At 44.7% G+C, this 13,963-nt stretch carries 13 protein-coding genes; 4 read left to right on the forward strand and 9 right to left on the reverse strand.

Going from position 1 to position 13,963, the window contains the following annotated elements; genetic code table 11:
* Nucleotides 1-168: 168 nt before the first annotated feature.
* The 3 genes from NB463_RS01745 to NB463_RS01755 all read right to left on the reverse strand — a co-directional run bounded on the left by NB463_RS01745 (nucleotide 169) and on the right by NB463_RS01755 (nucleotide 4,900).
* Entirely contained in the window at nucleotides 169-2,499 is a 2,331-nt protein-coding gene (locus tag NB463_RS01745) for a putative bifunctional diguanylate cyclase/phosphodiesterase (RefSeq protein ID WP_257081873.1), read from the reverse strand.
* The gene (locus NB463_RS01750; RefSeq protein WP_005394865.1) at nucleotides 2,496-3,428 is read right to left on the reverse strand and encodes a transporter substrate-binding domain-containing protein; all 933 of its coding nucleotides are present in this window, start codon (nucleotides 3,426-3,428) and stop codon (nucleotides 2,496-2,498) included. Before NB463_RS01750 ends, NB463_RS01745 begins: the two co-directional genes overlap by 4 nt.
* A 62-nt stretch (nucleotides 3,429-3,490) precedes the next feature.
* Nucleotides 3,491-4,900: an aminotransferase class V-fold PLP-dependent enzyme gene (locus tag NB463_RS01755; protein WP_006741963.1), complete on the reverse strand. Its 1,410-nt coding sequence runs from the start codon at nucleotides 4,898-4,900 to the stop codon at nucleotides 3,491-3,493.
* Nucleotides 4,901-5,441: 541 nt separating this feature from the next.
* On the opposite strand from NB463_RS01755, the gene NB463_RS01760 reads away from it, so the two are divergent.
* On the forward strand, nucleotides 5,442-5,957 hold the full coding sequence (locus NB463_RS01760; protein ID WP_005394862.1) for a superoxide dismutase family protein: 516 nt from the start codon (nucleotides 5,442-5,444) through the stop codon (nucleotides 5,955-5,957).
* Between the two features lie 30 nt (nucleotides 5,958-5,987).
* Here NB463_RS01760 and NB463_RS01765 read toward each other — a convergent pair whose 3' ends face one another.
* The 4 genes from NB463_RS01765 to NB463_RS01780 all read right to left on the reverse strand — a co-directional run bounded on the left by NB463_RS01765 (nucleotide 5,988) and on the right by NB463_RS01780 (nucleotide 9,744).
* Nucleotides 5,988-7,361, reverse strand: a complete 1,374-nt coding sequence (locus NB463_RS01765; protein ID WP_256952690.1) for a sensor histidine kinase — start codon at nucleotides 7,359-7,361, stop codon at nucleotides 5,988-5,990.
* Between the two features lie 116 nt (nucleotides 7,362-7,477).
* Nucleotides 7,478-8,209 carry a response regulator transcription factor gene (locus NB463_RS01770; RefSeq protein ID WP_006741967.1) on the reverse strand — a complete coding sequence of 244 codons (732 nt, stop codon included), beginning with the start codon at nucleotides 8,207-8,209 and terminating at the stop codon, nucleotides 7,478-7,480.
* A gap of 146 nt (nucleotides 8,210-8,355) precedes the next feature.
* Nucleotides 8,356-9,051 (reverse strand): spondin domain-containing protein, encoded by a 696-nt coding sequence (locus NB463_RS01775; RefSeq protein ID WP_104972911.1) that lies wholly within the window; start codon nucleotides 9,049-9,051, stop codon nucleotides 8,356-8,358.
* A 9-nt stretch (nucleotides 9,052-9,060) separates the two neighbouring features.
* Nucleotides 9,061-9,744, reverse strand: coding sequence for a spondin domain-containing protein (locus NB463_RS01780; protein WP_054866843.1), 684 nt, complete (start codon nucleotides 9,742-9,744; stop codon nucleotides 9,061-9,063).
* Nucleotides 9,745-10,032: 288 nt separating this feature from the next.
* On the opposite strand from NB463_RS01780, the gene NB463_RS01785 reads away from it, so the two are divergent.
* The 3 genes from NB463_RS01785 (at nucleotide 10,033) to gloA2 (ending at nucleotide 11,908) form a co-directional block, all read left to right on the forward strand.
* Nucleotides 10,033-10,506, forward strand: coding sequence for a hypothetical protein (locus NB463_RS01785; protein WP_053808288.1), 474 nt, complete (start codon nucleotides 10,033-10,035; stop codon nucleotides 10,504-10,506).
* A 77-nt stretch (nucleotides 10,507-10,583) separates the two neighbouring features.
* Nucleotides 10,584-11,513, forward strand: coding sequence for a LysR family transcriptional regulator (locus NB463_RS01790; protein ID WP_053808287.1), 930 nt, complete (start codon nucleotides 10,584-10,586; stop codon nucleotides 11,511-11,513).
* Between the two features lie 11 nt (nucleotides 11,514-11,524).
* Nucleotides 11,525-11,908: an SMU1112c/YaeR family gloxylase I-like metalloprotein gene (gene gloA2 / locus NB463_RS01795; RefSeq protein ID WP_258430573.1), complete on the forward strand. Its 384-nt coding sequence runs from the start codon at nucleotides 11,525-11,527 to the stop codon at nucleotides 11,906-11,908.
* Between the two features lie 51 nt (nucleotides 11,909-11,959).
* On the opposite strand, the gene NB463_RS01800 is transcribed toward gloA2, so the two are convergent.
* Both NB463_RS01800 and NB463_RS01805 read right to left on the reverse strand, forming a co-directional pair.
* A complete protein-coding gene (locus NB463_RS01800; protein ID WP_145533794.1) occupies nucleotides 11,960-13,399 on the reverse strand; it encodes a PepSY-associated TM helix domain-containing protein in 1,440 nt (479 codons plus the stop codon).
* A 151-nt stretch (nucleotides 13,400-13,550) separates the two neighbouring features.
* Entirely contained in the window at nucleotides 13,551-13,910 is a 360-nt protein-coding gene (locus tag NB463_RS01805) for a hypothetical protein (protein ID WP_257081890.1), read from the reverse strand.
* Between the last annotated feature and the right edge of the window lie 53 nt (nucleotides 13,911-13,963).

A 13,963-nucleotide genomic window follows, 5' to 3' on the forward strand; every position in this document is an offset into this window, starting at 1 on the left:
GAATTAGGTTGAGCCTTTATGTGACGGGCATCACGGGCTATCACTCATCAATTAATTGTAGTGTAATTCAAGGAAGGAAGAAGGATTATCCCTTAAGGTGGAAAAGCATTAATGAATTCAAGGCACGAATTCAATTAATGCTTTCCTATATTATTGTAATAAAAGGAGTTATCGCCCAGTTGGTTGTTTAAGTAGTGCTTCAAAGTCTTTGGCTGGTAACGGGCGGCTATAGTGGAAACCTTGCCCGAACTCACAGTTTAAGCCTTTTAGATAATCGACATGACGCTGTTCTTCAATGCCTTCAGCAACAATCTTAAGGTTCAGCGCTTTCGCCATTGCAATGATCACGTTGACGAGCTCACGATCGGAGTCGTTTTCGAACATATTTTGCATAAAGCTGCGATCAATCTTAAGGCGATCGAACGGGAATTTCTGTAAGTAACTCAACGCAGAATAGCCAGTACCAAAGTCATCGATGGTAAGCTTAGTGCCTAACGCTCTTAAGTTATTGAGCATGTCTAATAGCTCTGAGTCGTGGTTAAAGAGAAGGCTCTCAGTCACTTCAATATCGAACTTATCTGATGGAAGACCAGACTCCTCAAGGCTCTTCTGAATAAACGCAAGTAAGCGATCACAATACCTAAATTGAACACTGGAAAAATTCACAGAAACAAACAGCGGCGTCAGACTTTGCCATTGCGCCGCTTGGCGGCACGCTTGCTGGATAGCGAATTCACCAATTTGATGAATCAAGCCATTTTTCTCAGCAATAGAGATAAACTCTTCAGGATTTACGAATCCGTACTTCTCATCATTCCAACGCATTAACGCTTCTGCGCCAACAATTTTACCACTGCTCAGATCAATAATAGGTTGATAATACAACTCTAGTAATTGGCTGGAGATGGCATTTCTTAGTCGATTTTCCAAATCCAAATAGCGTTGCAAGTCTTGGTTCATATTGTGGTTATAAAAGCAGAAGGCATCGCGTCCATCTTGCTTCACGCGATACATCGCCATGTCAGCACAGGCGAGGAGCTGCTCGGCATTATCTCCATCATCCGGAAATACAGACATTCCGACGCTGCTACTCAAGAAGAATTCATGGTTGTTCCATACAAATGGATCGTTAAACGCCGAAAGCACGCTTGAAGCAACGCGCTTCGCGGTGTCGTTATCAGGCAAGTCAGGAATCACTAATAAAAACTCATCCCCACCAATTCTCGCCAGTAAGTCTGTTTTTCTCGCGACTTGATGCAGTCGTTGAGCACTAAGTTTAAGGATCTCGTCGCCAACAAAGTGACCCATTGAATCGTTAATCTGCTTAAAGTGGTCTAGATCAATAAACATGACCAATACTTTTGAACCACTACGTGACGCTCTAATCAACTCCAAAGCCAGTCTCTCAGAACCGTAGCTGCGATTAGGCAAGTTAGTCAACGTATCGTATTTAGCTTGGAAGGCGAGTTCTTTTTCAGACGCTTTTCGTCGTTCAATTTCGTTAGTTAGTTTTCGGTTCTGTTGAGAAAGTATGTCTTTTCGCTTTTTCTCTTCTTCAAGTTTAATTTTCAATTCAATTCTATTATTGTTTGTGATGAACGCATAACACAGCGCAATAACAACCATAACAGCAAGAATACTCAAACCGAGAATGAAGATCCGTGATGTGAAAATATCTCGCTCACTCAAAGGCTCAAACCAAGCCATAAGTTTGAAGTGATGTTTTTCAACAAGCACTTCAAAATATATTTTTCCATCAACGGCTTCAGATATTAAATAGTTCTCATCTTTATTATGAGAAGACGTTTTATTTATTGTATCCCATACGACCATCTCAACGTCTTTTATTTTGAGCACCATCCGGCTATAACTGTCTTCGTGCTCTTGATTAGTGAGCTGATCAATAACAATGTTTTTATTGAGATCTGCAATTAGAAAGGCAACTGGCTTTCCAGAGAACTTAACTTGCTTAATGACTTGAATACGCACGTCGTCGTTATATCGAGTTGCACAAACCTCTTCGGGATGCCCATGTTGAGTCATTAAGGTTTGGATATCCATCTTATGCTCTATGTTGTCTTCAGAGCCCGTCGTGACAATCGTTGTGCCATCACTTCCTACCAGTGTGAGCTTTTTATAGATTTGGCTGCTATTAATTAACTTACCATCTATCTTTTCATCGAAACGACGCTTCAAGTTAATTAAACTCGCTCCTAATCCGTACTCCATTGACATGCCAGAGGCTAAATTAGCAAAGAAGGTTTGTACTGTTTTATCTGTAGATAAATTATCAACATCCTCACTGGCAATGGTAAATAAATTATCGAGTGTGCTTGCGTAGCTTTTTACTTTTAAACCGAGTTCCCTATGTTGGGATTCTTTTAATTTATTTTGCCCCAAACTTGTTACAACAATAAGCATAGCTAAATAAATAGAGACTAATATTGCGCTTATTGCAATAAATTTTTTACTGGATATTTTTTTAACGGCCTTTTTCATCGGGTTTTCTTACTATCTTCTATGAAGTAATCGTTATAAAAGTAGTAAATAGATGGATAGTATTTTTTTACTAATTTTTCGTAGGTTCCATCTTTCTTTATTGAATCTAAATAACGATCAAATGCTTTGCGTAATTCCGGCGAGTTTTTCCGGAATGCAACAGCCATTTTCTGATTTTCGGATACTGGACCAATGACTTTTATTTCACCTGGCCATTTTTCTAATGCAATTAACGTATCGGCGACGTCTAGTAATGTGCTTTCCGCATCATTTTTCATTATCGCTGGCACCATCTCATTCAGAAGACGAGCCCCATCAGGCAGTATGACTTTTGCGCCTGTGTCATATAAGTCATAAAGGTTAGGGTCCAAGCAAGAGTGCTCCAACGCCAACACTTCGCGACCATGAATAAGCTGCTTGACGGTTTTTACATCTTCATCAACCGACCCACTGGGTTTAATCGGACTCAGCGTGGAATCTGTTCTGGAAACTAACCAAACGCCTGACGGGAAGTAATCTTGTGAAAAGTCTAAAACTTCAGAACGCCAGTCAAGAATGGTAACGCCATTTGCGATCAAGTCCCCCTCGATTGGAACACTTTCTCCCACGACGGCTTGCTTATTATGGTATTGAACATCTTGGCCCGTCAGCTTACCGACCATATCGCTCCACTGAGCTGGAACATATTGGTACTTAACGCCCAACGACTTGGCAAAGCCTTTTACTATCTCTACATCTAAGCCAGTCAAGGTTTCCACTTCACCTTGTTCAATATAAGAAACGAAGTTAGCGTACGGCACACCAATATGGCGCAACACTCCGCGATCACGGATCTGTTGTAAGTCGTCTGACCAAGCGGAAGAGGACATAACAGAGGCCGCCATAAGCGCCATCGCCGCTAAAGTTCTTTTGAATGTTTTGACTGACATAATAATATCCTTACCTTTCACAAAGCGCCCAATCATGGGCGCTTGAGTGATAAACAACGATGTTAGAACGACGAGTAATACAAATTCGTCATCGCCACCACGAGCCCTTCAACATCCTGCTCGTCATGGAACAAGTGCGTGGAGATACGGAGTGCGTAAGTATCAAAGTCATCATCTTTATGCAGCTTAAAGCTGGTTGTTCGAATGATGTAGCCATATTCTTCACGTAGACGATCTCTGAATTCAGTCAATATGTCTTCATTCGTCACATCAGAGAATGGGTTAACTGTGGTTAAGCCACTCGTTAAACCTTCCACGTTTGGTGAGTACATTTGGGCTTGTGGCAAGTACTCTTGAAGTAAGGTTTTACACAAACTACCAAGACTTAGAACACGTTCCTCAATGCGGTCACGGCCAATCTCATCCCACATTTTACAGCTATCAACTAACGCTTGTTTAGCAGGATAGTTGTCGTTCCCGATGTACTGCATCTGTAATTGTTTGCCTAAGTAATCCGCATGAGAAAGTGAAGAGTTGATCAACCACAACGGGTTTTCACGATCACTCCAATACTCATTCAAGCGATTGGCGTTATCACGTACGTACAAAATACCGGTTGCGCCAGGACCACACTGCCATTTGTGGCCAGAACCTGCATAGAAATCACAATCCATATCATGGAAATCGAGGTCAAACATACCGACAGTATGCGCTCCATCTACAAGCGTAGGCACACCATATTCTTTCGCTAAAGCACAAATGGCTTTGGCTGGTAACGCCGTTCCCGTTTTATAGGTGATATGAGAGAACATGATGAGGCGAACGTTTTGATGCGCATCAAGCGCGTCGCGGAAAGCTTGGATGTAATCTTGTTCAGAAACGTCTTCAGTACCAGTAAATACCGGTAGTTGAATTTCAACAACATCGACGCCAAAACGATGCTTTGCGACGTTCATCGGTGATGTTGCAGCCATATGCTCATGGTGCGTTGTTAGAATCACATCGCCTGGTTCAAAGTGTAAGCCGTTAATGATCGAACATAGACCATCAGTAGTATTGCGGCTGAGAATGATTTCTTCTGGGTTAGCACCAAAGCCAGGCGCTACTTCTTGAACCATCTCAGAGACATAAGGCCAAGAGCCAAACTTGCCCTTCATATCCCAAGGATACTTAGCCACCAACTTGTTGTTATGCTCGTAATCTTGAAGAACTTGTCTTGGCATAGAACCCGTTGTGCCAATGTTCATGTAAGTCGTACGTTTATCCAAAACGAACTGTCGTTGCACTTTACGCCAAAAGCGCTTATCGTGTTTTCTACCTAGCCCGCGGCTGCTCCAATCAATTTTCTGTTCTCGTGCTTGAACTGCGCCCGAGAAAGCGGAAGCACTCACACCAGCAACAACAGCTCCTGTTGCGCCTTTCAGAAAATTACGGCGGCTGCTATTAGTCTGAATAGATTCCTTGTCTTTCATCTTTTTCAATCCTTGTCGGAAATTAGCCATATTATTAATTTTAAGTGCGTAACTATCTGTTACTAAAACATTATTACCCATTAAAACCAGAGTTTAATTTTTTCCTCTGCCATTAAGTGACTTTAGTTCCAATTTTTTATCTTATTTGATGATATAAGCAACAGTTTGACCACAAACCTATAAACAACCATATTCACATTAAAATATTCATTAAATTGATTATTTTTTATAGAAGACAATTCCGACAACTTCTTTATAAAACAATTATGAGCTTTGTTATAAAGTCATTAAAAATTTAACTTTGCGTTAATTTAAAAATATTCAGGCTATTTTTTGATTGACGTCTATTCTTTTTATATCTGAACAATCTCAATATGTTAAGTCTTAATAAAGGAGAACTGGTTTCGCAGATAGATACCAGTTTAAGACAATAGAGTGAGACACATCACTCTCTGACATAAACCCACCGCTCAACAGACATAAGGAAGAGAAGTTTTCACTAATATGTGCTTGAGCGTACAACCAAAAAGAAGGAAGTCCCATGTTAAAAGGATTGCTATGCATTTCAGTTGCTGCCACTCTCGTAGCCGCTCCTAACGTACTTGCGCAGACTGTCGCGATGACCGATCTCAACAGCAAGAAGAGCGCTGGCACCATTGAGATTTCACAAAGTGACTATGGCGTGGTATTTATGCCTCAGTTATCAGGTTTGTCATCAGGGGTACACGGTTTCCATGTTCACACCAATCCATCGTGCGATAGCGCGGAGAAGAATGGCAAAACCGTCCTTGGCGGTGCAGCAGGTGGTCACTATGACCCCAGCAACACAGGGAAACATGGCTACCCTTGGACCGATGACAATCATTTAGGCGACCTGCCTCCACTCTACGTGGACATGGATGGCAATGCTAATCAGCCCGTTGTCGCGCCTCGCCTAAAATTATCAGATTTAAAAGGCCGAGCATTAATGATTCATGCTGGTGGTGACAATCATTCCGACCATCCTGCTAAATTAGGCGGCGGCGGTGCGCGCGTTGTATGTGGCGTTATTAAGTAGTCATTCGATAAGCCAAATTCGCGCTTCTCCTCAAGTAGCGAGAAGTGCGAATTTTTGTTGATACTCAGTGTCAGTCTCACACGTCTCTAAGTAGCTGTGGTGCAACATTAAAATTGACTGCACTATCTTTGTACCAATTCCTAATGCGCCCCCGACGGCATCTTTATCAATTCGATTGACAAAAGTGAACAGGATTCGCGACTTATCTTCACTCAAATGCGCTTGGCAATGCACTTCTGAGCCAATTGGGCTGTGGCGTAATGCATTTTCAAGCAGGTTAAATACCAACCGCTCCAATAGCCCCTTGTCACCCACGGTTTGGATTTCGCTATCGATATCCACTTTCAACACCACTTCTTTACGAGAAAACTGGCTCTGCATCGTTTCAGCACATTCTGCCATCAACGCGCCAAGATCCACGGGGCGGTACTCGTAGTTTGGCATTGGGGCTTCTTTACGGGCAGCGTCTAATAAAGAATGCAATTGAGTTGAGAGCTTCTCACAATTTCGGAACGCGACATCAATCAAAGGATCAGATTCCGGATGTTTCAAACGCCACGTTTCCAAATAACCAAGCACACTCGATAACGGCGTTTTTAAATCATGACTGAGCTGCAACAAGCTCTGACGACGATGAGAAGACTGATACTCCAACTGTAAAAACTGCTGCTGAATGTGCTTCGCCATCATCTGATAAGAGTGCGCAATCGGCACGAGCTCCGGCACTTGGTGAGTAAAGTCAGGTTGCAGGTGAAAATCATGTTCGGCTTGCTGTTGAAGTTGCTTGGTCACACGCTCAATCGGGTTCAATAGGCTACGTTTGACCAGCACATAAGCCCCGAGAGCAAAGCCTAAAATGGACACTAAGACCAATCCTACCAGCGCGATGTAAGGGGTATCGACTTGCGCATTGGCAATGGCGTCATGCCGGGTACTGCCAATCACCACATAGAGATAACCGACCGTAGAGCCTAATTCCTTTATCGCCGCAACAGAAAACACTTTGTGTTCACCGCGATTACGAGGATCTTCGCCTAAGATGGGAAGCGGTTCGTTGTTTAAGAATTGCTGAATGGGGTTCAGATCCACCGAATCCATAAGCTTTGCCCCATCTGGCGCAGCATGAGTGGTGATATTGCCTTGGCTATCGAGGAAATAGATTTCAAAATCAGGGCCGATCAACATAAGGGTATGAAAGATCGACTTGAGCGCTTTAGGGTTGTAATCCGTACCAATCATCAGCGGATTATCATCGCGCATGTGGCTGGCTAGCTCTTTATGCAGGCTTTGCTTAGTCCGTAACTCAATGGTTTCTTTTTGCCAATTGTAAGTCAGTGCAATCACCACCGCCGCGAGGCAGAACCACAAGCTGGTAAATACTACCAAGCGAGATTTGAAGCTCATCCTATCGCCTCCTTAAACAGCGGTGTTTTTGAAACACCCGTGATGATTGAAAAATGACGGTGAAAACAACTGCCGACTTACTGTCTTGGCTTGATATTTTGACTTGCTTTTTTGCATTAGTGTCTTGGTTGAAACTTATACCCAACGCCCCACACGGTTTGGATGAAGTGATGATCTGAATCAGACAAAGACAATTTGCTGCGTAAACGGTTAATGGTGCTACACACCGTGTGGTGATAACCAGAATGACTGGTGTTCCATACGTGATCGAGCAATTCATCTTTACTGTAGACTCTGCCCGGACGAGTCGCGAGAAACTGCAGCAAAGTAAACTCTGTCGCGGTAAGAGTGACATCCTTGTCGTTTAGGGATACTTGGTGCAACTCCGGAATGATTCTCAGCGGGCCAAAATCCATCGCATCGTCGAGGACCTCATTTGCGACCTTTGCTTCTGCGGTTTGGCTGACTCTGCGTAACACGTTTCTCACTCGTGCTTGGAATTCTAATACGCTAAATGGCTTAGTGATGTAGTCATCAACGCCCGCTTCTAAACCGTCAACCTTGTCCATTTCACCGTCTCTGGCTGTCAGCATGAGCACTGGGCTCCAATCTTGTTGCTGACGCAAATAATGGCAGATGTCTAGACCATCACCATCTGGTAAACCTCGGTCAAGGATCAATAAATCAAAGGGTTGTTGCTGATATTGCGCTTTAGCATCGGCGACATTTGTTGCTCGCGACACTTGGTGTCCTTGAAACTTAAGATGCATCTGAACCAGTTCTGCCAAATCATCGTCATCTTCCACCAACAAGATGTTAGCGACTAAATTGATTGCCTGTTGTTCCATGGTCCTTTCCTTGCCTTCGAGTATCCTCACTTTGCACATGACCGGAACAAATTAGAAATTCTTTCAAAAAAGGTTCCGATGACGCCATGAGGGATAAAGCGCTCGGCTACAAGCGCTTTGGAAAGGAGACGTCATCGGAGCCTGTGTTACTCGACTCGAGTGATGGTGACTTTCGCACCTGGGTTCAAGAAACGATGGTTCGCAGAGAGTGCTGAGTTTGCTAATCCATCACCTTGGCTAACTACCCCCGCATGGAAGGCAACGACATCATTGCTGTCATTACGCGCGGCATTGAAGCCCTCACCGCCACCTGCTGGGCCTGGAATGGTTGCGGCAAGCTCATCGTTCAGTTCTGTGCCAGAATCCCAAACGTTCATGCTCATTTCATAGCTTTCACCCACTGCGAGCGATTTGAGCGATAGCCCCGTTTCGCCAACAAAGGCATCATTGGTATTCACGAACATAGACGCCACGGATAAGTAACCGTAACGACTAGGGTCAACCGTGATGGTGACTTCGTCCGATTCCCCCGGCAACACCAATCCATTACCCGAAATACCTTGGTAAACACTGTCATTACTGTTCATCAACTCAATCAGCTCTGCGTTACTACCGCCTTCGGCAAGATGCTCAAGTTCAACAGATGCGGCTTGTCCAATTTCAAACAATTGGTAGTCACCATTGTGAGTGAGTACCGCAAGCGGAGACATTGGTTGATTCGCAGTCAAGTTCGCCACGTTGACGGTGTAGCGGTACGATTTCACTATGTCGTTATCATCATCGCTTGGACAACCGGCGAGCAAACCGACTGAAGCTGCTACTAGTAAGATTCTGACTTTCATACATCCCCCTTACTTCACAACGATTGTGATGGTTGCAACTGGGTTTAACCAACGATGGCTGCTGCTATCTAGGTCACTGATGCCGCCGGTTGGATCGCTATCACCAAGGTTACCCGGATGCACGTGAACTTTGTCGTTAGTTACTGTTGCTTCAACGCCTGTGCCGCCAGTACCAAAGGTAATGAAAGGTGGGTTTGGCATGCTAGACGCAAGTTCATCGTTCGCTTCTGTACCGGCATCGTAACTTCTTAGCGTTGCTCGGTATGTACCCGCTTCCGTTGGAATCTTCCAGCTATCCAGACCGACGAAGCCATCATTGGTTGGCAGCAACATAGCGCTCAGAGAAAGATAACCGTGGTCACCACTGTCCAAAGTGAAGGTGGTTGCAACACCCGGATTCAAAATACCACCAGCAGGATTCTCAACCACCACACCACCAGCGTTACCAATCACACTAGCAAGACCAGAGATATCACCGCCTTCTGCCATTGCTTCTAGTTCTGGCGTTGCTGCTTGACCCGTTCTGAACATTTGAAGGTCGGAGCCATGTGCAGCAACAATAAGTGGCGTAAAGTAGATGCCTTTGGTTGCGTTTGTCACGGTGATTTCCAATTCCGCCGCATTCACTGATGCAGAGCCTAGTGCCATAGCGACTGAAGTCATGACGAGTCCGAGTTGGGTACGTTTTTTCATTGTGATTCCATCCTTTAATGAGGGTTGAACTACCCAAGCCCATCTGTACGGCTTTACTTCTTTGTTCGTGACTTGAGTAGGTTAAGCATTGCGTTTCGAACGTTTTGCGTTCTTGCCTCTAAGAATGACGAGCAAATCTATCAGCAACTTCATCGAATTCTCATAAAATTCTCACAAGTTCTGTTCGAATTCTGTCAGCAGCACTTTTTTACTCTTAATCAGCTATTTACACGTCGCGCTTTCCCCTCCTACAATGCGATATTCCCTGTTTAAATCACGATTCTCACCATGATTCATAACGTTCTGTCTGCCTACTATGGCGAAATCTACGGCATCGCTTTTTTCAACCACTACTTGAGCCATTACGCCCAAAGTGAACAACAAACACTGTGGCAAACCTTGATTGAAGTGGAAGAACTCACCGCAGAAAAGCTCAAACCTGTACTGCTGACAAATGGCATGGATATCGAAAGTCGACACCAAGAGATGCTGGATAAAGGCTTGGCAGATGCAACCAAGTGGATTGGTTTACCATGGCAAGAGTTGGTGGCGACTCTTCTGAAATGGGTGGAGCCTTATGAGGTCAAATATCGAGAGTGGCATGAAGAAGTGAAAGCTTCAAAACAGTATTCAATCGCTGAGCGAGAAGCTATCGAATTGATTGCAGACCACGAAACGGCCATTTATCACTGTTGGCAGCAATACCATACTGGTGAATCTGGCTTGCCTGCACTCAATGCATTTTTGGCAAAATATCGTTAAAGCGAGACGGTGACACTTGAACCTCGTGAAACCGTACCAGACAATATCGTTATTCCGCAGCGCAGAACTGAACAATTATGGTTAATCCAAAACTCATTGCCCTACTTCCTGATCTTGCGTCGTTTATCTTGGTGGTAAACGAAGGCAGTTTTACCGCTGCAGCCAAACAACTCGGCGTGACGCCATCGGCTTTAAGTAAGTTGATCACACGGTTGGAACAAGCCCTCTCAGTGAAACTGTTTGAGCGCACAACTCGTAAGTTGCTCATCACTCAAGCAGGGCAAAAGGTTTACGACCAAAGCATCGCAATGGTGAATGCCGCGCAGCAAGCCGTTGAATTATCGGCGGAAGATCATGCCGAGCCAACAGGCGCACTCACAGTAGCAGCCCCTGAAGCATTTCTTAATTCGGTGCTTCAACCGTTTGTGTTGCCATTCCTAGAACGTTATCCAAATATACAGCTTAAGCTGCGTGCAGCAGATGGTGAGATCGAGCTGTTCCGCCAAGGAATTGATGTCGCATTTAAGCTCACCGACAAACCCGATGAGAATCTGGTACTCAAAGAGATCAGCAAGACCAATCTCGTTTTATGTGCCTCTCCAGATTACCTCACCAAACACGGTATGCCTGAGCATCCCACTGAGCTTGAACAGCACGACTGCATTTACCTTGCCGAGAACGACAAAGACAACATCTGGTCGTTCTTTAAAGAGGAAGCCTTTCATTCGATTGCAGTAAGTGGGCGCTACGCCGTCAACCATTCTCAAATGCGCTTGAACGGGGTTAAGTCTGGCTTGGGAATTGGAATCTTCCATGACTTCGTGATCAAAGACGCGTTAGAGCAAGGAGAAGTGGTGGAGGTTCTATCGGATTGGATGATCAAGAGTAACTACCACGGTGCTATCGCGATGCAGTATGCACAAACCAAATACATGCCTGCTCGCCTGCGCGTGTTTATTGACTTCGTTAAGGAGCATTTAGTCTCCGAGGATACTAACCATGTTTGAAGAGGCTAACCATGTTTAATGCCATTCATCACGTCGCGATCATTTGCAGCGATTACCCAAGGTCAAAACGCTTTTACACTGAAGTGTTGGGGTTAAAAGTCATTGCCGAGAACTATCGTGAAGCCAGAGACTCATACAAGCTTGACCTCGCTTTACCTGACGGCAGCCAAGTGGAACTGTTTAGCTTTCCGGGCGCACCAGAGAGACCGAGCTTTCCTGAAGCACAAGGGCTACGGCATCTCGCTTTTTTGGTTGATGATGTTGAACAGGTGAAAGCCTACCTAAAATCGAATGACGTTGAAGTTGAGCCAATTCGTATTGATGAATTCACAGGCAAAGCCTTTACCTTCTTCCAAGATCCAGATGGCTTGCCACTGGAGATTTACCAGAAATAAAAAGAGCCAGCACGTCGCTGGCTCTTTTACCATTCCATTCTTTGTCTGTTACTAATTCAACGCTGTTTTCAGCTTCTCAACGCGGTTAAACAACAGCCAATCCAGTGCGAGAACGGTAACAATTGCCAAACCGCCCATCGGGAACGCCAGACACAATACTACCAACGTTACTAAACCAAGCTTCCAAATGCCGTCTTGCTGAAACTTAGGTGGCGCGCCCAATGCGGCACTGCGACTTGGTCTACGAATCCACCACATCACCACACCTGTGATTGAGATTAAAATGAACGCCAAACAGAACACTACGTTGAGCACTTTGTTAACCACACTGACATCACCTTGATGCAATGACACACCTGCCGCCATGAACTTGGCAAATAGGCTGTAATCTTGCCACGTTACATCCACCAACAAGCGACCGGAATATTGGTCAAAGTGGCTGGTGCGATCTTGTCTTGGGTCGGAAATGTCGCCGCCCATAGAGTTAGCTGCAACGGTGTAAACGCCCGTCTCAGAGCGTGGTAAAAACAGCTTATAGCCAGTGAAGCCCATCATTTCAGCCTTGAGGATGATATCATCAATGGAGAGCGCATCATGACTGCCTGCGTATGCCATCTCTTCCTTCATATTGGCATGATCATGAGCGGGCTTATCTTTCGATTCTGGCACAGCAGCAAGCTCTAAGTTCCATGGCATCTCTTCTGAAGCACCGTGGTTAAGATCTTTATGTGTCAGTGTGGATTCCGGTTTCTCACCCCATGTGTAATAGGTTGGGAAGGTATTCCAAGCTTGCACCATTTTCGCTCCCCAGATCCCTGCCCACGACAAACCTGAAATCAAAAAGAACAACAGTACAATCGACAGCACACCACCTAAATTCGCATGCAGGTCACGCATCAAAATTCGAGGACCATTGTTAAGGCGAATTTTCAAAAAGCCGCCGCGGCTGGCGTTGTCTCTAGGTAACCAAAGGTACAAACCAGACACCAACAGCAAAATCCCCAGACTTGCGGCGATTTCAATTAAACGGTCGCCTAGGTCGCCGATGAGCAACGTACCGTGAATGCTGTTCATCAGTTCATAGATGCTGTCACCACGATTAATGGTGCCTTGTACGTCTCCTGTATAAGGATTTACTGCAACAATCAGTGAGCTGCCTTCTTGGTTTTGAATCGAGAAGCGGTTGGCAATATCGGCCGTTTTAGCAGGTACAAATTGAGTGACATTAAAATCGGGATACGCCTGCTTGACGGTTTCCAGTTGTGCAGAGACAGGAACCATGTGCTCTTGTGGTGAAACTTGTAATGTCGCTTCATATCGAGCCAGTTCGATTTCATCATCAAACAACATCACCAACCCAGTGAGGGAAAGCATGAGCATAAATGGAATGACGAACAAACCTGCGTAGAAGTGCCATCGCCAAGTCATAAAGTAGATGGATTTTGCGCGTGAGGCTTCCTTGAGTTGAGGCTTTGCCGAGTTTCTCAACATGTGTATTTTCCTTTTTTCATTGTTGAACACCCAAATTCAGTCAAACGCATCCTGCACATACACATTCGTATGTGGCGCTAATTGACTTAGATTCGGGAGTACTACTGCTCAAAGTGGCAGTGTTATGTGACTTTACTTGTTATTGTTTTCGTTATGAGAAAAGGGAAACTGGCGGCGCTCTAGGAACTGGTGTTTCAAATCGTACACTTAGAGCCAAAAAAGTGTAGCTTTCAGAAATGACCAAGCTCAGTTGTGGAAGTATTGGTGTAGTTGGAAGTGAATCATGATGAAAGGTCGAGAAGTGGCTAAAAGGACAAGGTTTGCCTTTATGGCTGACGGCATTGTCACTTTCTTCGATTTGAACCAATTCAAAACCGTTAAGCGTACATAGCGTCGCCCACACACCCATGCTGTTACCATGAGCATTGATAACAGGCATTAGGGTCACTAGCACCCAACTTAGAGCACTAGCAAATAGCATGGAGCGATAAAAAGGAATTAATCTACGCATAACGGTGACTTAACAAATTTAATTCAGCGTAACTAATTCTGAGTGCTAGCTCA

Origin of the sequence: Vibrio sp. RM-41-2B (assembly GCF_024744415.1) — a bacterium.
GTDB lineage: Bacteria > Pseudomonadota > Gammaproteobacteria > Enterobacterales > Vibrionaceae > Vibrio > Vibrio diabolicus.